This is a genomic window from Streptomyces sp. HUAS MG56, from assembly GCF_058673395.1.
On the sequence record NZ_CM178722.1, the window covers coordinates 4,765,862 to 4,789,780 of the forward strand.

The 23,919-nt window shown below is 72.6% G+C and carries 17 protein-coding genes; 5 read left to right on the forward strand and 12 right to left on the reverse strand.

Going from position 1 to position 23,919, the window contains the following annotated elements; all coding sequences use genetic code 11:
- Window positions 1-78 precede the first annotated feature (78 nt).
- The 7 genes from AC4OXY_RS22540 to AC4OXY_RS22570 all read right to left on the reverse strand — a co-directional run bounded on the left by AC4OXY_RS22540 (window position 79) and on the right by AC4OXY_RS22570 (window position 8,918).
- Complete coding sequence (locus AC4OXY_RS22540) at window positions 79-1,401, reverse strand: cytochrome P450 family protein (protein WP_402062875.1); 1,323 nt, start codon at window positions 1,399-1,401, stop codon at window positions 79-81.
- 26 nt (window positions 1,402-1,427) lie between these two features.
- Window positions 1,428-2,426: a nucleoside triphosphate pyrophosphohydrolase gene (locus tag AC4OXY_RS22545; RefSeq protein WP_491994509.1), complete on the reverse strand. Its 999-nt coding sequence runs from the start codon at window positions 2,424-2,426 to the stop codon at window positions 1,428-1,430.
- 119 nt (window positions 2,427-2,545) lie between these two features.
- The gene (locus AC4OXY_RS22550; RefSeq protein ID WP_356027320.1) at window positions 2,546-3,202 is read right to left on the reverse strand and encodes a SurA N-terminal domain-containing protein; all 657 of its coding nucleotides are present in this window, start codon (window positions 3,200-3,202) and stop codon (window positions 2,546-2,548) included.
- A gap of 147 nt (window positions 3,203-3,349) precedes the next feature.
- Complete coding sequence (locus tag AC4OXY_RS22555) at window positions 3,350-4,177, reverse strand: glycoside hydrolase domain-containing protein (protein WP_491994510.1); 828 nt, start codon at window positions 4,175-4,177, stop codon at window positions 3,350-3,352.
- Window positions 4,178-4,249: 72 nt separating this feature from the next.
- Window positions 4,250-5,743 (reverse strand): serine/threonine-protein kinase, encoded by a 1,494-nt coding sequence (locus AC4OXY_RS22560; protein WP_356027317.1) that lies wholly within the window; start codon window positions 5,741-5,743, stop codon window positions 4,250-4,252.
- 38 nt (window positions 5,744-5,781) lie between these two features.
- Window positions 5,782-6,417, reverse strand: coding sequence for a hypothetical protein (locus AC4OXY_RS22565; protein ID WP_362821475.1), 636 nt, complete (start codon window positions 6,415-6,417; stop codon window positions 5,782-5,784).
- 128 nt (window positions 6,418-6,545) lie between these two features.
- A complete protein-coding gene (locus AC4OXY_RS22570; RefSeq protein ID WP_491994511.1) occupies window positions 6,546-8,918 on the reverse strand; it encodes an N-6 DNA methylase in 2,373 nt (790 codons plus the stop codon).
- A 191-nt stretch (window positions 8,919-9,109) separates the two neighbouring features.
- Between AC4OXY_RS22570 and AC4OXY_RS22575 the strand changes: the two genes are divergently transcribed.
- Window positions 9,110-9,814, forward strand: a complete 705-nt coding sequence (locus tag AC4OXY_RS22575) for an Rv1352/Rv1906c domain-containing protein (protein ID WP_491994512.1) — start codon at window positions 9,110-9,112, stop codon at window positions 9,812-9,814.
- An 84-nt stretch (window positions 9,815-9,898) separates the two neighbouring features.
- Window positions 9,899-10,633, forward strand: coding sequence for a hypothetical protein (locus tag AC4OXY_RS22580; protein WP_356027189.1), 735 nt, complete (start codon window positions 9,899-9,901; stop codon window positions 10,631-10,633).
- 75 nt (window positions 10,634-10,708) lie between these two features.
- On the opposite strand, the gene AC4OXY_RS22585 is transcribed toward AC4OXY_RS22580, so the two are convergent.
- The 5 genes from AC4OXY_RS22585 to AC4OXY_RS22605 form a co-directional block, all read right to left on the reverse strand.
- Window positions 10,709-11,452 carry an N-acetyltransferase gene (locus AC4OXY_RS22585; protein WP_356027187.1) on the reverse strand — a complete coding sequence of 248 codons (744 nt, stop codon included), beginning with the start codon at window positions 11,450-11,452 and terminating at the stop codon, window positions 10,709-10,711.
- A 51-nt stretch (window positions 11,453-11,503) separates the two neighbouring features.
- Complete coding sequence (locus AC4OXY_RS22590; RefSeq protein ID WP_356027185.1) at window positions 11,504-12,226, reverse strand: HNH endonuclease family protein; 723 nt, start codon at window positions 12,224-12,226, stop codon at window positions 11,504-11,506.
- A gap of 244 nt (window positions 12,227-12,470) precedes the next feature.
- Entirely contained in the window at window positions 12,471-16,004 is a 3,534-nt protein-coding gene (mfd, locus tag AC4OXY_RS22595) for a transcription-repair coupling factor (RefSeq protein WP_402062867.1), read from the reverse strand.
- A gap of 188 nt (window positions 16,005-16,192) precedes the next feature.
- Window positions 16,193-18,775: an ABC transporter permease gene (locus tag AC4OXY_RS22600; protein WP_356027181.1), complete on the reverse strand. Its 2,583-nt coding sequence runs from the start codon at window positions 18,773-18,775 to the stop codon at window positions 16,193-16,195.
- Complete coding sequence (locus AC4OXY_RS22605) at window positions 18,772-19,560, reverse strand: ABC transporter ATP-binding protein (protein WP_071374676.1); 789 nt, start codon at window positions 19,558-19,560, stop codon at window positions 18,772-18,774. The genes AC4OXY_RS22600 and AC4OXY_RS22605 overlap by 4 nt, the downstream gene beginning before the upstream one ends.
- Window positions 19,561-20,041: 481 nt before the next feature.
- Between AC4OXY_RS22605 and AC4OXY_RS22610 the strand changes: the two genes are divergently transcribed.
- From AC4OXY_RS22610 to AC4OXY_RS22620, 3 genes are all read left to right on the forward strand, one after another.
- Window positions 20,042-21,568, forward strand: a complete 1,527-nt coding sequence (locus AC4OXY_RS22610) for an MFS transporter (RefSeq protein WP_356027179.1) — start codon at window positions 20,042-20,044, stop codon at window positions 21,566-21,568.
- 208 nt (window positions 21,569-21,776) lie between these two features.
- On the forward strand, window positions 21,777-22,232 hold the full coding sequence (locus tag AC4OXY_RS22615; protein WP_491994513.1) for a DUF485 domain-containing protein: 456 nt from the start codon (window positions 21,777-21,779) through the stop codon (window positions 22,230-22,232).
- The gene (locus tag AC4OXY_RS22620) at window positions 22,229-23,875 is read left to right on the forward strand and encodes a sodium/solute symporter (RefSeq protein WP_491994514.1); all 1,647 of its coding nucleotides are present in this window, start codon (window positions 22,229-22,231) and stop codon (window positions 23,873-23,875) included. Before AC4OXY_RS22615 ends, AC4OXY_RS22620 begins: the two co-directional genes overlap by 4 nt.
- Window positions 23,876-23,919: the final 44 nt, after the last annotated feature.

Consider the following 23,919-nt stretch of genomic DNA (forward strand, 5'->3'; position numbering starts at 1 on the left):
GATCACGTGAAGATCACAGGGTTGAATCCCTGTCATGTTTCGTTTCCCACGAGGCCGTTACGCCGGTTTCGCCCACCCCTACGACGCTTGTACGGCAGCGGCGGTTCCCCCGCCGGCGGGGACCGGGGTGAACTCGACCGGCAGGGTGCGCAGCCCCCGCATGATGAGCCCGCCGCGCCAGCGCAGCTCGGCCGGATCAGCGGCGAGCCGCAGGTCGGGCAGCCGGGTGAACAGGGTGGCGAGCGCGCTCTGGCCCTCCAGGCGGGCGAGCGGCGCGCCGAGGCAGTAATGGATGCCGTGGCCGTAGCCGAGGTGCTGGTTGTCCCGGCGGGAGAGGTCCAGCACGTCCGGCTCGGCGAACCGCTCCGGGTCCCGGTCGGCCGCCGCGAGCACCACGAGCACCGGGTCGCCGGGCGCGATGTCCTGCCCTCCGATGACGAGCGGCTCGGTGGCGAACCGCCAGGTGGCCAGCTCCACCGGGCCGTCGTAGCGCAGCAGTTCCTCGATACCGGTCTCCAGCAGGTCCCGCTCCCCGCGCGCCAGGGAGTCCTGGAGCCGCCGGCGCTGCCCGGGGTGGGTGAGCAGGGCGTAGGTGCCGTTGCCGATCAGGTTCACCGTGGTCTCGAAACCGGCGAACAGGAGGATGAAGGCCATGGCGGCGGCCTCGTTCTCGGTGAGGTGCTCGCCGTGGTCGGAGGCGCGGATGAGGCCGGAGATCAGGTCCTCGCCGGGCGCGGGCTCGGCGGGCAGCGCCTCGCGCTTCTTGTGGATCAGCTCGGCGAGGTAGCCGCGCATCTTCTTGACCGACCGCGCGACCCCGCCGCGCGGGCCTCCGCCGTGCCGGATCATCATCCCCGCCCAGTCCCGGAAGTCGTCCTGGTCCTCGCGCGGGACGCCGAGCATGTCGCAGATGGCGTAGATGGGCAGGGGGAAGGCGAACTCGTGGATGAGGTCGGCTGACCCCCTTTCCGCGAAGCGGTCGATGAGCTGGTCGGTCAGCTCCTGCACCCGGTGCGCGAACTCGGCGACACGGCGGGGTGTGAACGCCTTGCTGACCAGCCGGCGCAGCCGGGTGTGGTCCGGCGGGTCGATGTTCAGCAGATGTGTCATCAGCTCGGCCTTGCGCTCGCCGGGGATACCGGTCTTGCCCTTGGCGTGCGCGGGCTCGTCGTGATGGGCCGGGTTCTTGCTCAGCCGCTGGTCGGCGAGGGCCTGCCGGGCGTCGGCGTACCGCGTGACCAGCCACGCCTCGACCCCGCTGGGCAATCGCGTCCGGTGCACGGGGGCGTGCTCCCGCAGCCAGGCGTACGCCGGGTACGGATCGGTGGCGAACTCCCAGGAGAACAGCTCGGGAACGCCGGGCGCGCCGGGGGCGGGCGAGGGGTGGTGCTGGTCGGTCACCCCTCGACGGTATCCGGACCCGCCCGTCACCCCTGCTCCGGTGCCGTGCCCTCCGCCCGGAGTATCGCGTCCCGGTACACCCGCGCCGCCGCGCGCAGGGCCGCCTCCGGGTCCACGCCGGCCGCCTCGGCACGGACCGCCAGGCCGAGCAGGTCGTAGCCGACGCCCTCGCCGCGCGGGAGGGGGACGTCCAGGCCCGCCGTACGGGCGCGGGAGGCGAGCTTGGCGGCGAGGGCCAGGCCGGGCTGGCCGAGCGGGACGCCCTCCGTGACCGAGGTGCGCCGCTTCTCCTCGGCCTTGGTGCGCAGCCAGTGCTCCTTGACGTCCTCCGGGGTCTCGGCCTTCTCGTCGCCGAAGACGTGCGGGTGGCGGTGGATGAGCTTGGTGACGATGCCGCCGGCCACGTCGTCGACGGAGAAGGGCGCGTCCGGGTGCTCCTCGGCGATCCGGGAGTGGAAGACGACCTGGAGGAGGACGTCGCCCAGCTCCTCGCGCAACTCCTCGCGGTCGCCGGCCTCGATCGCCTCGACCAGTTCGTACGCCTCCTCGATGCCGTACTTGGCGAGGCCCTCGTGGGTCTGCCGGGAGGACCAGGGGCATTCGACGCGGATCCGGTCCATGACCTGCACCAGGTCGAGCAGGCGGGCGCCGGGCAGGTCGTAGGAGGCGGGCAGCAGCTCCAGCTCTGGCATGGCGACCCGGCCGGAGCCGGCCAGCCGGGCCAGGCCGTCGGTGAGCGCGGGCTCGCCCTCGCCGGTGGCCACGACCACGACCGTCCGCCCGCCGGCGCACGCGTCGACCAGCTCCTGCGCGGTCGGGGACGCCTCGGTCACCGATATCCCGGCCTCGCGCAGATACGGCAGCTGCGGGTGCGCGCCGTCCGCGCACAGCACGGTGTCGGCCGCGCGCAGCGCCTGCCAGGCGGGCCAGGACAGCAGGCCGGGGGCGACGCGGTGGCTGGTGGTGAGCAGGACGATGCGGCCGGGGCCGGCCGTGGGGGCGAGGTCGGAGCTGGATGCGTTCACGATCCGAACGTAACCCACGGCGCCGACGAGCGGATTCGGTTGTCCACAGGCAGGGGAGAGTCGTGTGATCGTATGACCGACACGCCGACGCGCAGACGTCCGTGGGCCGCAGGGCCGTACTACGCCGTCACCGGCTCTCCGCCCCCGGCGCCCGTCGTGACCTCCCGCACCCAGGGTGTCCTGGCGTCCACGCGGCTGCTCTTCTGCACGTCCCAGGTGCCGTAGCGCGGGTTGAGGTCGATGCGCAGTTCCTGGGACGCCTTGGACAGCGCCTTCCAGAAGGCGGGCTGGCTGGTGTCGGTGCCCAGCTGCTTGGCCAGCTTCTGCGCCTCCAGCTGGAGCCGGAGGTTGTCGTCGAGGCGGGCCGGGGCGATGCCGTACTTCTGCAGCCAGGCCGTCTCCAGCGCCGTGGCGCCGCCCGCCTGCTGCTCCAGGCTCGTACGCATCTGCTCGACCTCGTGGCGGGTCACCGAGACGCCCTGGTCCTGCGCGGCGCGGTGCAGCACCTGGTCGAGGACCATGTTGTGCAGGGTGTCGCGGGTGAGGCTGCTGGTGGAGGCGAGGACCTGCTGGTACTGGGCCTCGTCGGGCACCGCGGCCCGCTGTGCCCTGCGGACCTCGTCGACCCGGTTCTCCAGCTGGGAGACGGTGATCCGCTGTCCGCCGACGACGGCCGCGGCGCCCGGGTGCGCATCGCTTCCGCAGGCGGTCAGCAGGGGTGCCGCGGCGGCGATCGCGGCGGTGAGGACGAGCGCGGTGCGACGGCGGCGGTGCAAGGAAACCTCCAAGGGGAGATTGTGCGACGGAGCACAAAGTCTTGCGGTGATCGATGGTAGGCAGTGGGAGGGCCGGGGCCAACCCATGGGACCAACGATTCACGCGCGCTTCGGGCACCGCCGCACGCGCCTCTTACGCCGCAGGGCTCAGCCGACGACGGCCACGGGCGCGTCCCACGCGTCGCGGTCGACGGTGAGGGTGACGCCGCCGTGCGTCTCCTTGCTGTTGACCATGTACTGATGGCCGCGGCTGTGGTTCGTGAACTGGCTCGTCCCCCACGGCCAGTCCGCGATCGTCGTGTTCTGCTTGTCCCACAGCGCGTACCAGAGGTTGCCCGGCAGGTCCGTCCTGTCCTTGGCGGTCGCGATCGCCTTGGCGCTGGAGCTGCTGAAGCCGTAGTAGCCGCTGCGGTACGTCTTCGCGCGCAGCCCCTTGTCGAAGGCGCGCACATACGTCAGCACGGCGTCGTTGCACGCCGTGTTCGTGGTGTCGTACGCCTCCATGTCGAGGTAGACCGGGCTGCCCGCCTTCATGCCGAGCGCGGAGGCCTTGGCCACGGCGTCGGCGGCGTCCTGCGTGCCCAGGGAGGCGGCCGTCGACGCGGTCAGCTTCTCCGGGTTGGAGCCGGACTGGCAGGGCGGCTGGGCGCCGACGTAGAGCGGGACGAGCTTCCAGCCGAGGGAGTCGACCGACTTCACCCAGGAGGCGGTGAGGTTGGGCTGGGCGCAGCCGCGGTTCCTGCCGCCCACGTACACGGCGGCGGCGCCGTAGAAGCCGGTGTGCCAGGCCTTCATCGCGGACAGCGAGGGCGCGGTGCACGTGTCGAACGCGCGCCCGGTGAACGTCTTCTGCGCCGGCCAGACGGTCGCGGCCATGGAGGTCTGCGCGGCGATCCCGGCCCCGGCGACCACGGCGGCGCCGACCGCCGCCCACGTGATGTATCTGCGCTTCTTCGACTGCCGGTGACCAGCCATGATCCCCACCCCTTGCGTGTGTCGCCCCTGCCTCACCCGGCAGAGCGAAGCGCAAGGTATCAACTGCCCCCGCTAGCCGCGCACCTGGCCCAGCCATTGCAGGGTGCGCCGGATCTCCAGGGCCATCGGGTGGCCGGGGCCGTGCAGCCGCTCCACGTCCATCAGCAGGCGCGCGAGCGTGTCGTGGGCGGAGGGCCGGTCGCCGAGCGCGAGCAGGAGATGGCCGATGCGCCGGCGCACCTCGTGCGCGAGCTGGGGGTCGCCGGAGACGTACTGGTTCTCGTAGTACGGCAGCAGCGCGCGGTACTCGGCGAGCGCCGCGGCCGGTTCGCCGAGCTGTTCCAGGCACTGCGCCGACTCGTAGCGGTAGCGCAGCGACTGCGGGTCGGCCTGGCCGGCCTCGGCGGCGCGCTCGGCGGCCAGGCGGCGCAGTTCGGGCAGCGCGCGCCGGTACTGGCCGTCGTCCATGAGCGTGGCCGCGTACTGCTTGCGCAGGGAGCGCACGACCGGGGAGTGCTCCCCGTGCTGTGCGGCGGCCGCGGGCAGGATCGCGCCCAGGATGTCCACGGCCTGGGTGATGCGCCCCTCCCCCAGCAGCCGCTTGACCTCGTCCACGGCCGCGGCGACATCGGGCTTCCCGTCCACCGGGGGCACCGGCGCGACGGGGGCGGGCTGGGGCGCGGGCGTCCGCGCGCGGTCCGGCCAGGGGGCGTGCGGGCGCAGGAACGGGCGGGTGGGGTCCAGGGGCGCCCCGGTGGGCGTCCCCCGCGCGGGCAGGAGCGGCGCCAGGTCCTCGTACACCTCCTGCGCGGAGCCCGGCCGGTGCTGGGGGTCCTTGGCGAGCAGCCGCAGGACGAGCGTCTCCAGCGCCTCGGGGACCTCGGGGCGGATCCGGCGCACGGGCTGCGGGGGCTCGTACAGATGCCGGTGCAGCACGCCCAGCGCCGTGGAACCCGCGAACGGCACGTCCCCGCTGAGCAGTTCGTGCAGCAGCACCCCGAGCGCGTACAGGTCGGTGTACGGGCCCACCGCGCCGCCCATCGCCTGCTCCGGCGCCATGTAGGCGGGCGAGCCGATCGGGGAGCCGGTGTGGGTCAGGCGCGTGGTGTCGGTGTCCATGACCGAGGCCACGCCCAGGTCGAGCACGGTGACCGTGCCGTCCTGCTTCACCATCACGTTGCGCGGCTTGAGGTCGCGGTGGACGATCGGCACGGCGTGCACGGCGCTCAGCACGGCGCACAGTTGCGCGGCCACCGCGACCGCCCACGGCCACGGGTACGGGTCGTGCTCGGCGAGGTGGTCGGACAGGTCGGCGCCGTCGACGTACTGCATGACGAGGAACAGCTCCTCGCCCTCGCTGCCCGCGTCGTGCACCGTGACCAGGCCGGGGTGGTCGACCTGCGCGGTCACCCGACACTCGCGCAGGAACCGGCGGCGCAGCTCGTCCGCCTCCTGGCCCGCCACCTTGTCGGGGCGCAGCAGCTTCACCGCCACGCGCCGGTCGAGCCGCCGGTCGTACGCCGTCCACACCTGGCCCATGCCGCCCTGCCCGATGAGCGTGGACAGTTCGTACCGGCCGGCGACGACTCGTCCTGTCGCCACGCTCACCTTCCGCCCTCGTGCCCGTCGGGCCGGCCGTCGTGCTTGCGCAGGTAGTCGCTCAGCTCGTCCAGTTCGGCGCGGACCTGCTCGATGTGGCTGGGCGCCGGGCGCTGGGGCGGTGCGGGGATGTGCGGCCGGGGCGCGGCGGTGTGCGGTATCGGGGCCGGGGCGTACGGGAGTTGCGGCGTGCTCGCGGTGATCGGGGCGGTCGGGGTGGTCGTCGCGATGAACGGTGCCCCGGGCCGCGGGTATCCGTAGCCCGGCGCCGACGGCACCTGCCCGGCGTAGGCCCGACGGAGCCGATGGAAGTGGCGTATGTCCGCGTAGAGGTAGTAGCCCGCGCAGGCGACGGCGTTCAGCAGCAGCATGCTCATGCCCAGGTTGCCGTTCGGCGAGCTGAAGTCGTCGGTGTGGTCGGTGCTGAAGAGGCCGAAGCAGATGCCGAGGACCACCACGGAACCGCCGAAGAACCACCACTCGGCGGGCCTGCGCGACACGATCGCCGCGCGCAGCGGCGCCACCCACGCCAGGAATCCGAGGCTGAGGAGCGCCACCGCCACGAAGATCACGCGCAACACGACCAGCACCCCGGTCGAGGGTGGCTGCGGCGGAGGCGGCGCGTAGCCGTGGCCGTGCATGGCTGCTCCTGGAGGCCTGATGCGTGCGGACGTGTGTGCTGAGTCCGAGCGTATAGGCCGACACGGACAGCCGGTTCCGGGTGTACCGAACCGTTGCCGCGCCACGCGCCCTCAGGCCGGTGCCACGGTCACTCCGGCGCCACCGTCCCGTCCGTCAGCCCGTCGTACGTCCCGCGCACGAGTTGCTCCCCGAGCCGGCCCGCGAGCCGCAGCGCCCGCTCGAACTCGTCGAGCGCGCGGAAACGCGCGCCGTAGCGCCGTTGTTCGTCCAGCGGGAGCCGGGGCAGCTGGAGCCGGCGCACGTCCAGCCGGGTCGCGGTGGAGGCGTAGCTGCTGGCCTGCCGGTTGTTCGCGGTGCCGCGCAGGAATCCGGCGAGGAACCAAGGGTCGAGCGCCGTGCGATCGGGGCGCAGCAGCACGAGGTTGCGCCCCAGGGCGGCGCCTCCCGTCGCGTCGTCGATCACGCGCGCCACCGCGCCCCCGCCGAGCACCGGTACGACGACGTCGCCCGGCTCGGTCAGCACGGCCTCCTCCTCGCTCTCCGGCAACGTCCCGGAGGGTGCGGTTCCGGCGAGGACGTCGTGGTCGGTGAGTACCGGCACGCGCGCGTGGCCGCCGTTTCCACCGGTGCGCATCACCAGCGCGCCCCCGCGCGCGAGTTCACCGACGGTGGTGAGCGGCCAGCGCACGCCGGGCGCGGGCACGGCAGGAGGAGGCGTGCGATCGGCGGTCAGGCGCAGGGTCGCGCCGAGGCGCTCGCGCACCGCCGTGAGCTGCTCCGCCCCGTCGGCCACGGCGGCCGGCGGCAGATGGCGTGCGGGTGCGAGGTCGACGTCGTCGTCGAGGAGTTCGATGACCGGCACGGACCGCGCGAGCCCCGGCCGCTCCGCCGGCCGGCCGGTGCGCTCGAAGCTCCGCCAGGCGTCCAGGACGGCCTCGCGCACCGCCGCCCAGTCCGGACCGCCGCGCCCCTCCCCCGCGAACCTCCCGGTGTCCACGAGCAGCACCTCGGGCGCGGCCGGCGTCCGGTCGGGCCGGCGCAGCACCCACACGTGCAGCGGGATGTTGTACGGCGGTGCCGCCCCGACCGGCAGCGCGACCACGGCCCGCAGCGCCCCCCGGCGCAGCAGGTCGGCGCGGATCCGGCGCCCGGAGCGGCGGGAGGCCGCGGCCGGCGGCATCAGCAGCACGGCCGCGCCGCCGTCGGCCAGCCGGGCCAACGCGTGTTGCACCCAGGCCAGTTCGGACTCCGTGCGGGCCGGGAAGCCGTACTCCCAGCGCGGGTCGTAGGCGAGTTCGTCATGGCCCCAGTTGCGCTCGTTGAACGGCGGATGGCACAGCACCGCGTCGGCGCGCAGCTCCGGGTGGGCGTCCGCGCGCAGGGTGTCACCGACGGCGCCGCGCACGGTCGCCCGGGAGCGCAGCGCGAGCCGCAGCGCGGTGAGCGCGGCCAGGCCGGGTGCGCTGTCCTGGGCGTACAGCTCCTGGTCGGGGCGGGTGTCCACGGCGCACAGCAGGGCGCCGGTGCCGCAGGCCGGGTCCAGGACGGTGCGGGCGGGGCCGGCCAGGTCGGCCATGAGACCGGCGAGTTCGGCCGGGGTGAGGGTGTACTGGCGGGGATTGACGTCCAGATGCCGCCCCAGCAGGAACTCGAAGGCCTGCCGCGCCCCCATCTCCGCGGCCAGCTCGGCGGCGCCCCTCAGGAGCGGGACGGAGGGGAGGAGCTGGGGGCCGGTGGGAGTACGGACGGCGGGGGCGGCGTGAGGGGTGAGGGCGGCGTGACGGGTGGGGCTCGTGTGAACAGGGGCGGTGTGAGCTGCGGCGTGAGCGGCGGGCGTGCCGTGAACAGTCGGCGGGGCGTTCACATCCTGTGCGTCGTGGGAGGCGTTGACACGCTGCATCCCTCCAGCAGCGTTCACACCGAGCGCGCCACCGGCAGCGTTCACACCCGGCCCACCTCCAGAAGGGTTCACACCCGGCACCTCGCCGACCGCGTTCACACCCGGCGTCTCGCGGGAGGTGTTCACAGCCCGCGCCTCGCCTGATGCGTTCACAGCCTCCCCGGCGTCCCCGCGCCCACCGCCGTGCATCCCCCGCCCCGGCGCTCCGCCGAAGCGCGGGGTCAGCACCTGCTCCAGCGCACCGGTCAGCACGGCGGCCAGACGTGCGTCGGAGCCCGCGCTCGCGTCGAGCCAGACGGTCGGGCGCTCGTGGATCAGCAGCAGGGCGCAACCGGTGTGCACCAGGGCGGTCAGCGGGCCCTCCGGGTGGCCGGCCAGTTGCTGCCAGACGCGCTCCCGCAGCGGCACCTCGGCGAGTTTGCCCTGCTTGCGCAGCCAGGCCTCGACCGCGGTGAGTGCGAAGGAGGGACTGGTCTCGGTGCCGCCGACCGGCTTGGGGAAGTCGGCGTGCCGGCGGCGCCAGTTGCTGACGGCGGCGCGGCCCACTCCGGCGAGCCGGGCGATACCGGCCGCGGTCACCTCTGTCGCGTTGTCCTGCACCGGCCCCGCTCCCCTCGTACCGTGTGTGCGCCGAGCATACCGGCGTAGACAGGACCGACGCATTCACGGCCGTGTACACAACCAGTCACCTGAAGCATGTTGACTCGGTTCACAGCCTCTGCTCTCATTGACCCAGCGAACGGAGCGGCCGCCGGAGGGGGAGGCCGCCTCGCTGGGGAGGGGAATTCGCCATGGGCATGAAGGCCAGGCTCGCGCTGGGCGCCGTCGTGGGGATCGCCGTCATCGGCGCCGTGTCCGCGAACGCGGGCAGCGACGGCAAGGGCGGCGACGGCTTCGGCGGACACGGCGAGGACGCGTCCGCCTCCGCCGGGCACCAACCCGGTGGCACGAAGGGCTCAGGAAAGAGCACGGGGGACGGTGAGGCCGGCGCCGAGAAGGCCGCGCTCGCCGGGGACGGTGACTTCCGGGTCGGTTCCGACGTGAAGCCGGGCACGTACCGCACGCGCGGCAACACCGACGGCATGTGCTACTGGGAGCGCGCCAAGGACGCCTCGGGCGGGACCGGCTCCCTGATCGCCAACGACAGCGTCAGCGGCACGAGTTACGTGACCGTCAAGGCCACCGACAAGATCTTCAAGTCCAGCGGCTGCAAGGACTGGGAGGCCGTCGGCCCCGGGGCGAAGGGCACCCCCGCCACCTCGATGGCCGGCGACGGGGGCATGTTCAAGGTCGGCACGGACATCGCGCCGGGCACCTACCGGTCGACCGGGAACAAGGACGGCTCCTGCTACTGGGAGCGCGCCAAGGACGCCGAGCACGGCGTGGACTCGATCACCGCCAACGACAACGTGACCGGCACCGCCGTCGTGACCATCGGCGCCGGCGACGCCTACTTCAAGACGACCGGCTGCGGCGACTGGAAGAAGGCCTCCTGACCAGGCCCCTCCCGTAACACCGCCGGCCGCTCACACGCTCCATTGTCCGTTCACCCTGTTCCACCCATCCCCTGAAGGACTGTCATGCGCCACTCGTCCCGCGTCGCCACGCTCCTCGCCGTCGCGGCACTCCCGCTGGCCCTCACCGCCTGTTCCTCCGGTTCCTCCGGTTCCTCCGACGCGTCCACCGGCGCCTCCGCGAGCGCCGGGCCGGCCAAGGAGAAGGACGTGAACGCCGGGCCGGCCACCGGTACGCAGCTGAAGCAGGCGCTGGCGCCCGCGTCGGCCTTCCCGGCCGGGCTCACCCTTGAGGCCGACGGCGCCGCGGACAGCGGCGTCCAGTTCGTCTCGCCGTCCGGCAAGAGCACCGGAAAGCCGGACTGCACCCGGCTGGGGGGCACGTCCTGGATCCAGACCACCGGTCTCGAAGGGGGCGTGTCGTTCGCTCAGAACGACTACGCGACCAAGGACAAGACCCAGGAAGTGGCCCAGGAGATCGACGAGTTCCAGGGCGACGCGGCAGCCGCGCTGATGAAGGACCTGCGGTCCGTCGCCGCCGAGTGCGCCACGTTCACGGACACCGAGGCCCACGCCACGGTGAAGGTCACCGGCCGGTCCACGCCCGGACTCGGTGACGAGGCCTACACGATGACCCTGACGAGCGGCGCCTGGCAGAACGGCACCACGCTCCTCGCGGTCCGGTCCGGCACCGCCGTGGTCACCGTGCTGTCCACGGCGGGCAGCGACAACGGCGCCGCGTCCGCGCGAAAGGTGACGGCCCAGGTCCTCGGCTCCCTGAAGGACATCAGGACCGCCTGATCCAGGAGCCGGGCCCCCGCCCGCGTACGGCATGGGCGTGAGCCGCGGCCTCCGGGCCGCGGCTCACCCGCGCCCTCACAGCGCGTGCCGCATCCACACGTTGGGCTCGACGTAGACGCCGTACCCGCGCTCCGCCTCGCAGCGGACCGGGACGAGCGCCCCGGGTACCTCGACGTCCCCGGTGGTGTCGAACGGCAGCCCGGTCCAGCGGCGCCACTCCTCCAGTGCGGCGCCGACCGTCATGGAGGCCGGGGCGACGGAGTCGATGGTGCCGCCCACGCGCGCGTGGACGCGCAGCCACGGGTCCTCCGGCAGCCCGTCGGGGCGTACCCGGCAGGCGTACTCGGTCATCGGGGTGTGCGGTTCGAGGTGCTTGGCGCTGGGGCGGACGGGAGCGACGACCTCGCGGAAGCCGTGGGCGCGGGCGTTGTCCCGCATCGCCGAGAGCATGACGGCGGACAGGCCGTGGCCCTGGGCGCGCGGGGCGATGGTGACGGCGATGGCGCTCACGGTGTCCGGGCGGGTGCCGCGGCGCAGGTCGGCGAAGGCCCACAGCAGGACCTGGTCCCAGCCCCGCGCGGGCAGCGCGCCCCGGCCCTCGGCGTCGAGGGCGAAGGGCACGCTGAAGGCGTGGGCGAGGATCTCGCCGTGCTCGTCCTCGGCGAACAGCGCGTGCTGCGGCAGTTCGGCGGCGATACGGCCGTAGTGCGCGGTGCCCACGGGGTCGTTGGTGACGAACTCGGGCCAGGTGTCGGCCATCTCGAACACCGCGCGCAGCCGGTCGGGCCGCTCGGCGACACTGCTCACCTTGACGTCCATGACCTTCACGGTAGGCGGCGCCCCGCCCGGCCCGGTACCGGATTTCCCGGCTCACTTCGCCGTGAAGCGCTCCGGTGCCTTCGTCGGGTTGCCGCCGGAGGGGAGTTTCTGGCTCGGGCAGCCGGCGAGGACCTTCTTCATGGCGGCCTTCTCGGCGTCGGTGACCCACAGGCCGTACTTCTTCTTCACGGCGACCTGGGTGGCCACATAGGTGCAGCGGTACGCCCCGTTCGGCGGCAGCCAGGTGGCCGCGTCGCCGTCGCCCTTGCCGCGGTTGGTGCCCGCGTCGACCGCGATGAGGTTGAGGGGGTCGTTGGCCAGCGCGATGCGCTTGCCGGCGTCCCAGTACTCGGCGCCCTTCTGCCAGGCGTCGGAGAGCGGGACGACATGGTCGATGTCGACCTGGCTGGCGCCGCGCCGGTAGGTGATCTCCTTGCCGGAGTAGGGGTCGGGTTCGAGCAGGCCGTACGTGACCCTGCAGCTGCCGCCGGTGGTCTTCACGCTCTTCAGGTCCCGCTTGAGGATGTCGTCGCGGGTGTCGCAGGAGTTGGAGTCGGTGTCGGCCCAGGCGGTGCCGAACCGGGCGCGGGAGTAACCGGTCTTCGGGGCACGCCCCTTGACGGTCAGCGAGTCGACGGCGGCCATGACCGCGCCCCCGCCGCCGGACCGCTCGGGCCCGGAGGCCCCCTTGGTCTTGTCCGTGTTGCAGCCGGCCACGGCGGTCACCACCACCACGGCGGCGGCCGCGACCGCCCCGCCCCTCAGACGCGTCACGGTACGTCCCCCTCGCTCGCTCTCCCCGGCCCGCCCGCGGACACAGGCGGAATCGTTCCTTCCCTTACGGTAACCGCCCTATGACCAAGGGGAGATGGGGCCAAAATGGGCGTATCCACGCAATTCGCGAACGAGTTGGGGCATACGGGGGCCTGTCGGGGGGAGTACGGCCGCGGCTCCTGTGCGCCCGGTCACTCCGCACCCCCGCACGCTCGGCCTTGACGCAGCCCCCGGGGTCCGCCCGCTACGACCCGAGGACCGAGGCGAGGAACTCGCCGACCCAGCCCAGCAGTTCGCGGCCGACCAGCGGCTTGCCGCCGACCTTCGCGGGCTTCGGGCGGGGGACGAGCACCTGGTGCACGGCCGGCTTGATGACCGTGCCCGGGTACAGCCGCTTGAGGCGCAGTTCCTGGGACTCGCGCAACTCCACGGGCGCGAAGCGGATGTTGGTGCCCTGGAGCACGATCTCGCCGACGCCGCACGCGCGCGCGAGCATCCGCAGTCCGGCCACGAGCAGCAGGTTCTCCACCGGCTCGGGCAGCTTGCCGTAGCGGTCGGTGAGTTCCTCGCGGACGGCCTTGATGTCCTCCTCGCTGTTGGCGGAGGCGATGGCGCGGTAGGCCTGGAGGCGCAGGCGCTCGCCGGGCGCGTAGTCGTGCGGGACGTGCGCGTCGACGGGCAGCTCGATCTTGACTTCGAGCGGGGCCTCCTCCTCGATCTCCCCTGTCTCCAGCTGGCGCCGGTAGTCCGCGACCGCCTCGCCGACCATGCGGACGTACAGGTCGAAGCCGACGCCCGCGATGTGGCCGGACTGCTCGCCGCCGAGCAGATTGCCGGCGCCGCGGATCTCCAGGTCCTTCATCGCCACGTACATGCCCGCGCCCATCTCGGTGTGCTGGGCGATGGTGGCCAGGCGCTCGTGCGCGGTCTCGGTCAGCGGCTTCTCCGGCGGGTACAGGAAGTACGCGTACCCGCGCTCGCGGCCTCGGCCGACGCGGCCGCGCAGCTGGTGCAGCTGGGACAGGCCGAAGGTGTCGCCGCGCTCCACGATGAGGGTGTTGGCGTTGGAGATGTCGATGCCGGACTCGACGATCGTGGTCGAGACGAGCACGTCGAACTTCTTCTCCCAGAAGTCGACGACGACCTGCTCCAGCGCCTGCTCGGACATCTGGCCGTGCGCGGTGGCGATACGGGCCTCGGGGACGATCTCGCGCAGGCGGGCCGCGGCCCGGTCGATGGACTCGACCCGGTTGTGGATGTAGAAGACCTGGCCCTCGCGCAGCAGTTCGCGGCGGATGGCGGCGCCGATCTGCTTCTCCTCGTACGGCCCGACGAAGGTGAGCACCGGGTGGCGCTCCTCGGGCGGGGTGGTGATCGTCGACATCTCGCGGATGCCGGTGACCGCCATCTCCAGGGTGCGCGGGATGGGCGTGGCCGACATGGTCAGCACGTCGACGTTGGCGCGCAGCTTCTTCAGCTGCTCCTTGTGCTCGACGCCGAAGCGCTGCTCCTCGTCGACGATGACCAGGCCGAGGTCCTTGAACCGGGTCTCGGAGGAGAACAGGCGGTGGGTGCCGATGACGACGTCGACCGCGCCGTCCTTGAGGCCCTCCAGGACGGCCTTGGCCTCGGTGTCGGTCTGGAAGCGGGACAGGGCCTTCACGTTGACCGGGAACTGGCCGTACCGCTCGGAGAACGTGCCGAAGTGCTGCTGCACCAGCAGGGTCGTCGGCACGAGGACGGCGACCTGTTTGCCGTCCTGTACGGCCTTGAAGGCGGCCCGCACCGCGATCTCGGTCTTTCCGTAGCCCACGTCGCCGCAGATCAGGCGGTCCATGGGGACCGTCTTCTCCATGTCCTCCTTGACCTCGGCGATGGTGGTGAGCTGGTCCGGGGTCTCGGCGTAGGGGAAGGCGTCCTCCAGCTCGCGCTGCCAGGGTGTGTCGGCGCCGAAGGAGTGGCCGGGGGCGGCCATGCGCGCGCTGTAGAGCTTGATCAGGTCGGCGGCGATCTCCTTGACGGCCTTCTTGGCGCGGGCCTTGGTCTTGGTCCAGTCCGCGCCGCCGAGGCGGTGCAGGGTGGGCGCCTCGCCGCCGACGTACTTGGTGATCTGCTCCAGCTGGTCGGTCGGGATGTACAGCCGGTCGCCGGGCTGGCCTCGTTTGGCGGGCGCGTACTCCACGACGAGGTACTCGCGCGTGGCACCCTGCACGGTGCGCTGCACCATCTCGATGTAGCGGCCGACGCCGTGCTGTTCGTGGACGATGTAGTCGCCCGCCTCCAGGGTGAGCGGGTCGATGGTCTTGCGGCGGCGGGCCGGCATCCGCGCGCCCTCGCGGCCGGCGGTGCGCTGGCCGGACAGGTCGGTCTCGGTGAGCACGGCGAGCCGCAGGCCCGGGTCCACGAAGCCGTACTCGATCGAGCCGCAGGAGACGTGCACGATCGACGGGGTCGGTTCGGTGAGGTCGGTGTCCAGGCGGGCGGCGATGCCCTCGCCGCCGAGGACCTCGACGGTGCGGGCGGCGGGGCCGTGGCCCTCGGTGACGAACACCGCGCGCCAGCCGTCGGCGAGCCAGCCCTTGGTGTCGGCGAGGGCCCGCGCGGTGTCGCCGCGGTAGGTCTCGGGCGCGTGCATGCCGAGCTTGAGGGTGTCCGCGTCAAGCTCTTCGTCGGCGGCGAACGGTGAGACGGACCACCACATCATGTCCAGCTCGCGCGCGCGGTCGCGGACGTCGGCGATGGACCACAGGGAGGCCGCGCCGACGTCGATCGGGGCCTCGCCGCCGCCGGCGGTGGCCGCCCAGGAGGCCTGGAGGAACTCCTGGGAGGTGGCCACGAGGTCGGCGGCGCGCGTGCGGACCCGCTCCGGGTCGCAGACGACGGCCATCGAGCCCTTGGGGAGGACGTCGAGCAGCAGCTCCATGTCGTCCACGAGGACCGGCGCGAGCGACTCCATGCCCTCGACCGCGATGCCCTCGGCGATCTTGTTCAGGAGCTCGCCCAGCTCCGGGTGTTCCTCGGCGAGCGCACGCGCGCGTGCGCGGACGTCGTCGGTGAGGAGCAGTTCGCGGCACGGCGGGGCCCACAGTCCGTGCTCGGCGACTTCGAGGGAGCGCTGGTCGGCGACCTTGAAGTAGCGGATCTCCTCGATGTCGTCGCCCCAGAACTCCACGCGCAGGGGGTGTTCCTCGGTGGGCGGGAAGACGTCCAGGATGCCGCCGCGCACGGCGAACTCGCCGCGCTTCTCGACCAGTTCCACGCGCGCGTAGGCGGCGGCAGCGAGGGCTGCCACGGTGTCGTTCAGGTCGGCGCTCTGCCCGGTCCGCAGGGACACGGGCTCCAGCTCGCCGAGGCCCTTGACCTGCGGCTGGAGCACGGAGCGCACGGGCGCGACGACGACGGAGACCGGGCCGGTCTCGGGGTCGTCGGGGCTGGGGTGGGCCAGGCGCCGCAGGACGGCGAGGCGGCGGCCGACGGTGTCGCTGCGCGGGCTGAGCCGCTCGTGCGGGAGGGTCTCCCAGGAGGGGTACTCCACGACGCCCTCTTCGGGCAGCAGGGAGCGCAGGGCGGCGGCCAGGTCCTCGGCCTCGCGGCCCGTCGCCGTGACGGCCAGCACCGGGCGGCCCGCCTCGCGGGCGAGGGCGGCGACCGCGAAGGGGCGGGCCGCCGGGGGGCCGACGAGGTCGACGTGCATGCGGTTGCCGTCCGCGGCCGCCGTGATCGCTTCCGCGAGGGCGGGGTCCTTGACGAGGGCGTCGAGCAGACCGTGCAGGCTCATGTGGGCTTTCCGTCCGAGGAGTGGGCAACGTCCCCCAGCGTACGACGCTGCCGACGTCGCCGTCGGGCCTGTGGACAACCCGGTGCCGGGGAGTCCCGCAGAACTCCCCGGCACCGGGTCTTTCCCCCGCAACCCCCGTATGCGGTGGTCGTTGGACCAGCTGCGGCAGCTGGTCGGCCCTGTGGCCGCTAGTCCGTCGCGATGGCGTTCAGGACGTTCATGCGGCCCGCGCGGAAGGCCGGGATCAGGGCGGCGAGCAGGCCCACGAAGGCCGAGGCGACGAAGACCGTGATGATCGTCGGCCAGGGGATCTCCAGGATCTTCAGGCCCTGGAGCGCCAGGAGCTTCTGGGCGGTCGCGCCCCAGCCCATGCCCAGGCCGAGGCCGAGCAGGGCGCCGAAGAGGGCGATCACCACGGACTCCAGGCGGATCATGCGGCGCAGCTGGCGGCGGGAGAGTCCGATGGCCCGCATGAGGCCGATCTCCCGGGTCCGCTCGACCACCGACAGGGCCAGGGTGTTCACCACGCCCAGGACGGCGACGATGATCGCGAGGGCGAGGAGGCCGTAGATCATGTTGAGCAGCTGGCCGATCTGGTCCTTCAGCGCCTTCTTGTAGTCGGTCTGGTCGCGCACGGTCAGCTGCGGGAAGTCGTCGTGCAGGGCCGACTTCATCGCCTTGTAGGCGGCCGCCTGCTGTCCGTCCCTGGCGGTGGCGAAGACCATCTGGTCGAGCGGCATCCGGTCGGCGGGGACGTGCTGCGCGAGCGTGGCGATCGATGTGTACAGGGCGCTCTGGTCGATCACGTCGTCGCTGCTGGTGATCGCGCGGACCGTCAGGCGGGCGGCGGATCCGTCCTTGAACGCAACGGTGATCTTCGAGCCGAGGTGGATGCCGTGCGCCCTGGCGAACTTGTCGTGGACGGACATCGAGTCGGGCAGGTAGGCGTCCTTGAGATCCCCGGCGACGGTCTTCTTGCGCAGGTCGGTCGCGTACGTCGGGTCGGCCGCCGTGATCTCCGTGTCCTTGAGCGTCCGGCCGTCCGGGGTGGTGAGGTCGGCCTGGGCCGGCCGGTACTCGGTGACCCGCGCGAGCTGCGGGGTGGCCCTGAGGAGCTTGACCGCCTGGGGGGTGATGAGCTGCTGGTTGTCCGGCTGGACGATGAAGTCCGTGCCGACGGTCTTGTCGAGCTGGTCGGTGGCGGAGGCGACCATGGAGGAGCCGACCACCGACAGGCAGGCGACCAGGGCCAGGCCGATCATCAGGGCCGCGCCGGTGGCGCCGGTGCGGCGCGGGTTGCGCAGCGCGTTGCGCTCGGCCATGCGGCCCACCGGGCCGAAGACGCGCAGGATGATCGCGCCGAGGATCCGGACCAGGCCGGCGGCGAGCAGCGGGCCGATGACGACGAAGCCGATCAGGGTGGCCACCACGCCGAGGCCCAGCCAGCCGGAGCCGGCCTTCGCCTTGTCGGCGGTGGCGGCGACGTACAGGCTGTAGCCGCCGGCGCCGGTGAGGAGCAGGCCGATCACGGCGCGCAGCAGGCCGGCCTTGGCGTCGGCCGGGGTGCCGGCGTCGCGCAGGGCGGCCATCGGGGAGATCTTGCCGGCCCGCCGGGCGGGCAGGTAGGCGGCGAGGACGGTGACCACGACGCCGAGGAGCAGGCCGACCGTGGGAGTCGTCCAGGCGATGGTCAGGTCGTCGGTGGACAGGTGCATGCCCATCTGGCCCATGAGCTTCATCAGGCCGACCGCGATGCCGACGCCCGCGCCGACGCCGAGCACGGAGCCGATCACCCCGAGCAGCAGGGCCTCGACCAGCACGGACCGGTTGACCTGCTTGCGGGAGGAGCCGATGGCGCGCATCAGGCCGATCTCGCGGGTGCGCTGGGCGACGAGCATCGAGAAGGTGTTGATGATGAGGAAGATGCCGACGAGGAGGGCGATCCCGGCGAAGCCGAGCATCGCGTACTTCATGACGTTCAGGAAGCTCTTGACGCTCTTCTGGTTGGCGTCGGCGACCTCCTTGGCGGTCTGCACCTTGTAGCCGTGGCCGAGGGCGGCCGTGACGTTCTTCTTCAGCTGGTCGTTCGTCACACCCTGGGCGGCGGTGACGTTGACGTTCGTGTAGACGCCGGTCCGGCCGACCAGGGTCTGCTGGGCGGTCTTGGTGTCCAGGTAGAAGATGGCCGCGCCCGGGTTGGTGACCTTGAAGGCGGCGATGCCGGACACGCGCGCGTGGTGCGTGCCGACGACCGAGATCATGCCGATGTCGGAGCCGATCCTCAGGTGGTGCTTGTCGGCGGTGTCCTCGTCGACCATGACCTGGTCCGGGCCCTTGGGCGCCGCGCCCTTGGTGATCTGCATGGTGCGGGCGTCGTTGCCGTTCCAGCTGCCCACGATGGTCGGGGCGCCGCTGCTCGGCGACAGCTTGTCCTTGTTCGCGTCGATCACGGTGACCGACGTGGAGAACACGGTGCCCTCGGCCGACCGCACGCCCTGGGCACCGCGGACCGTGCCGAGCACGGCGGCCGGCAGGACCGGGGGCCTGCCGGTGCGGGAGGTCGTCTGGCCGGTGTCGGAGGAACTCTTCGCGCTGACCGTCACGTCCGAGGCCGTGGCCTGGAACAGTTTGTCGAAGGTGGTGTTCATCGTGTCGGTGAAGACGAGGGTGCCGCACACGAACGCCACCGACAGCAGGACCGCGACCGCCGAGAGCGCCATCCGGCCCTTGTGCGCGAAGAAGTTGCGCATCGAGGTCTTCAGGACGGTCATGACGTACGTCCCCGGGCGTCGAAGTCCTTCATGCGGTCCAGGACCTGATCGGCCGTCGGCTGGTACATCTCGTCGACGATCCGGCCGTCGGCGAGGTACAGCACGCGGTCCGCGTAGGAGGCGGCCACGGGGTCGTGGGTGACCATCACGATGGTCTGGCCGAGTTCGTCCACGGAACGGCGCAGGAAGCCGAGCACCTCGGCACCCGCGCGCGAGTCGAGGTTTCCGGTCGGCTCGTCCCCGAAGATGATCTCCGGGCGGGCGGCGAGCGCGCGGGCCACGGCGACGCGCTGCTGCTGTCCGCCGGAGAGCTGGGTCGGCCGGTGCCTGAGCCGCCCGGCGAGCCCGACGGTCTCCACCACGCGGTCCAGCCAGGCCCGGTCCGGCTTGCGGCCGGCTATGTCCATGGGCAGCGTGATGTTCTCCAGCGCGTTCAGGGTCGGCAGCAGGTTGAACGCCTGGAAGATGAAGCCGATCCGGTCGCGCCGCAGCTGGGTGAGCTTCTTGTCCTTCAGGCCGGTGATCTCGGTCTCGTCCAGGTAGATCTGCCCGGACGAGACGGTGTCGAGGCCGGCGAGGCAGTGCATCAGGGTGGACTTGCCGGACCCGGAGGGGCCCATGATCGCGGTGAACTGGCCGCGGGCGATGTCCACGTCGACGTGGTCGAGGGCGACGACACGGGTCTCGCCGGACCCGTACGCCTTCACGACCTGCCGCGCCCGCGCGGCAACGGCCGTAGTCCCTCCAGTACCCCCGTGCCTGGGAATGGTCACAGCCGATGTCACGGTATGTCTCCTATGTCGGTTGACAGGTCGGTGCAGGGTGCGCCGCGGTGCGGTGCGTCGTCCTGGGTGCGTCGATGAGTCTCGCGGCCGGCGGGGGCGCGGCGCGCTGGTGCGAAGCCCCGTCTTTCCCTGGGGTAAACCCCACCCCCGCCGGTTCGGCCGGCCGCCCCCCAGCGGCGTAAAGCCAGGTTAAGGAACGCTCCCGGCCCGTCTCCTCCTCCGCCCGGACGAACCCTCCCCGAGCCCTGGTACGGAGACACCCCTAGGGGTCCTCCGTCCTGAGGCGGAGACCGTCTCGGGGTCGTCTCCACCCTTCGACGCCCCGAGCCTCCACCCTCCCGTCGCGTCAGGGTCAAGTCCACGGGCTCGCGGCGGCCTCGCGGCGGCCTCGCGGAACGCAGATGGCTGCAAGGGGCACGGGGTAGGTTCCCCGGGGATCCGGGGATTCCGGCAGCCCGGGACGCATGGGGAGGGATCAGCGGTGGGGAGTACACGGCCCGCGATACGCGGCGGCACCGGCGAGCGGCACGGCACCCGGCGGCGGGGGGCGGTCGTCGCCGCGCTGATGCTGTCGATGGCGCTGGCGGCGCTCGACTCCACCATCGTCTCCACGGCCGTACCGCAGATCGTCGGCGACCTCGGCGGGTTCTCCGTCTTCTCCTGGCTGTTCTCCGGCTACCTGCTCGCCGTGACCGTCTCGCTGCCCGTCTACGGCAAGCTGTCCGACACCTTCGGCCGCAAGCCGGTGCTGGTGGTGGGCTCGGCCGTGTTCCTGCTGGGCTCGCTGCTGTGCGCGGCCGCGTGGAACATGGCGGCGCTGATCGCGTTCCGGGTCGTGCAGGGCCTGGGCGGCGGGGCGTTGCAGGGCACCGTGCAGACCCTGGCCGCCGATCTGTATCCGCTCGCGGAACGCCCGAAGATCCAGTCGAAGCTGTCCACGGTGTGGGCGGTGTCGGCGGTCGCCGGGCCGGGGCTCGGCGGACTGCTCGCCGCGTACGCCGACTGGCGCTGGATCTTCCTGGTCAATCTGCCGATCGGCGCGGCCGCGCTGTGGCTGGTCGTCCGCCATCTGCACGAGCCCGCGCGGGAGTTGCCGCAGAGCGCCGAAGAGGGCACGGGACAGCGGGCACGCGCGCGCGTGGACTGGGCCGGGGCGCTCGCGGTGTTCGCGGCCGGCGGGGTGCTGCTGACGGCGCTGGTGCAGGGCGGGGTCGCCTGGCCGTGGCTGTCGGCGCCCTCGCTCGCGCTGTTCGCGGCGGGCCTCGCGCTGACCGGGGTCGTGGTGTGGGTGGAGCGGCGGGCGGCGCAGCCGATCATCCCGGGGTGGGTGTGGCGGCGCCGGACGATCGCGGCGGTCAACCTGGCGCTCGGCGCGCTGGGGCTGCTGATGGTGGCGCCGAGCGTGTTCCTGCCGACGTACGCGCAGTCGGTGCTCGGACTCGCGCCCGTGGCCGCCGGGTTCGTGCTGTCGGTGTGGACGCTGAGCTGGCCGGTGTCGGCGGCGCTCAGCCAGCACGTCTACCGGCGCATCGGCTTCCGCGACACCGCCCTGCTCGGCATCGGCCTGGCGACGCTGATCCTGTTCGCGTTCCCGTTCCTGCCCTACCCGGGGTCGTGGTGGCAGCCGACGCTGCTGATGCTGCTGCTGGGCGGCGCGCTGGGGCTGTTCCAGCTGCCGCTGATCGTCGGGGTCCAGTCGACGGTGGGCTGGTCGGAGCGGGGCACCACGACCGCGTCCGTGCTGTTCTGCCGGCAGACCGGACAGACCCTCGGCGCCTCGCTGTTCGGTGCCGTCGCCAACGGGGTGCTGGCCGCGCGGCTGGGCGGCGCGGGCGATCTGGACTCCGTCACGCGCGCGTTGAACGCCGGTACGGCCCCGGGCGCGACCCGGCGGGCGATCGCGGACGCGGTGCACGCGGTGTACCTCGGCGCGGCCTGCGCGGCGGCCCTGGCCTTCCTGGTCCTGCTGTTCCTCGCACCGCGGCGGTTCCCGGTCCGCACCGAGTGAGCGCCGGCGCCCGGCCCGGCACGGCTTGGTCGACGCGGGTGACACCCCAGGTCGGAAACGTTTTTGCGAAGTAAGCGCATACCGACCGGCCAGTTCGGCGAAAACGCCGCGCGGCCCGGGTACCCGCGAGTAGCGTGCGGGGCTCCGCCCACCCCCCACCTCCCTGCGGTCCGCCGCCACGGACCCGAGCCACGCAAGGAGCCCCGGGATGTCCCACGACCCGTCGCACCCCCCGCACGCGTCGTACGCGCCGCCCCGCGCGCCGTACGGCCCGCAGCCCCCGTCCCCGCTCACCTACCCCTGGCAGCCCCCGCCCCCCGAACCGGCGCCCGTGCCCCGCCACCCGCCCCGCGCGCCGGTCGGTCACCACCGCGACCTGCGCGTCCTGCGCGGCGCCTACCGGTGGCAGCGGCGCACCGCCACGCTCACCGCGCTCGGCTACTTCACGCTGTTCCTGGTGCTGTCCGCGGGCGCGCCCGGCGTCATGACCCGCCCGGTCGCCGACGGCATCCCGGCCGGCCTGCTGCTCGCCCTGCTCCAACTGCCCGTCACCTGGCTCGCGATCGCCCTGTACGAGTACACCGCGCGCGTGCACGTCGATCCGCTCGCGGACCGCATCCGCGCGGAGGCCGCGCTGGACGCCCGGCGCGGAGCGGTCCGATGAGCGCGGCCGCCGTCTCCCCCGCCGTGTGGGGCCTCACCGCTTTCAGCGGCCGGACCCAGACCATGTCCCTGGTCGCCTTCTCGGCCGTCGCCACGGTGACCCTGCTGCTGTGCGTGATGACCGGCCCCGACCACGACGACCTCGACGAGTTCTACACCGGCTACGGCTCCCTGTCCCCGCTGCGCAACGGCCTCGCCATCGCCGGCGACTACATCTCCGCGGCCACCGTCCTCGGCACCGGCGGCGTGATCGCCCTGTGCGGCTACGACGGGCTCGTGCTCGCCCTCAGCACGGCGCTGTCGCTGATGCTGCTGATGTTCCTGCTGGCCGAACCGCTGCGCAACGCGGGCCGGTTCACCATGGGCGACGCGCTCGCGCGCCGGCTGCCCGGCCGCTGCGTGCGCGTCACGGCCTGCGCGGTGACCATCGCCGCGCTGCTGCCGCTCATGCTGGTGCAGCTCGCCGGAGCGGGGCAGCTGATGGCGTTCATCCTGGGCTTCTCGGACGCGTCGCTGAAGACCGCGTGCGTCGTGGCGCTGGGCGCCCTGATGATCGCGTACGCGGCGATCGGCGGCATGAAGGGCACCGCACTGATCCAGATCCTGAAGATCGTGACGCTGGTCGGTTCGGGCGCCGTGGTCGCCGTACTGATCCTGCGCCGCTTCGACTGGGACCCGGGCACCCTGTTCTCCGCCGCCGCCCGGCGCAGCGGTGCCGGGCCCGCCTTCCTGCACTCCGGGCTGGAGTTCGGCACCTCGGGCCGCTCCCGGCTGGACATGATCGCCTCCGAGCTGACCGTCGTGCTCGGCGGCGCCTGCCTGCCCCACATCACCATGCGCATGTACACCGCCTCCAGCGCCCGCCAGGTGCGCCGCTCGATGTCCTGGGCGGTGTCGATCGTCGCCCTGTTCGTGCTGGTCATCACGGTGGTCGGCGTCGGCGCCACCGCGCTGCTCGGACGCGGCGTGATCGCCGGGGCCGATCCGCAGGGCAACACGGCGTATCTGCTGGGCTCCCGTGCGGCGTTCGGGGCGGACGTGTCGGTGCCGGAGACCTTCCTGTTCACCCTGGTCACCACCGCGATCTTCCTGACCCTGCTCGCCTCGGTGGCCGGGATGATCCTCGCCTGTGCCAACTCCCTCGCCCACGACGTCTTCGCCGCGCACGTGCGGGAGATGCCGCCCCGGCGCGAGATGGCCCTCGCGCGCGTGTCCGCGCTCGCGATCGGTGTGCCGACGATCCTGCTCGCCACCCTGGTGCAGCACCACAGCCTGCAGCCCCTGGTGACGCTCTCCTTCTGCCTGGGCGCCTCGGCCCTCGCGCCCGCCCTGGTCTACGGCCTCTTCTGGCGGCGCTACACCCGTGGCGGACTGCTGGCCACGCTGATCGGGGGCACGCTCAGCGTGCTGCTGCTCATGCCGGGCACCAAGCTGGTCTCCGGCTCGCCCCTCGCGGCGTTCCCGCACGCCTCCTTCACCTATTTCCCGTTCACCACGACCGGCATCGTCTCCATCCCGGCCGGCTTCCTGTTCGGCTGGCTCGGCACGCTGGCCTCCGGGCGCGACAAGGCGGAGCAGCAGCGGCGCCAGTACGAGGCGGTGGAGGGCTGGATCCTCGCGGGGGCCGTACGCAGGGGGAATTGACGGAGAGTCAAGTTTTTTCACCACCGAGACATGTGGACGTTCGG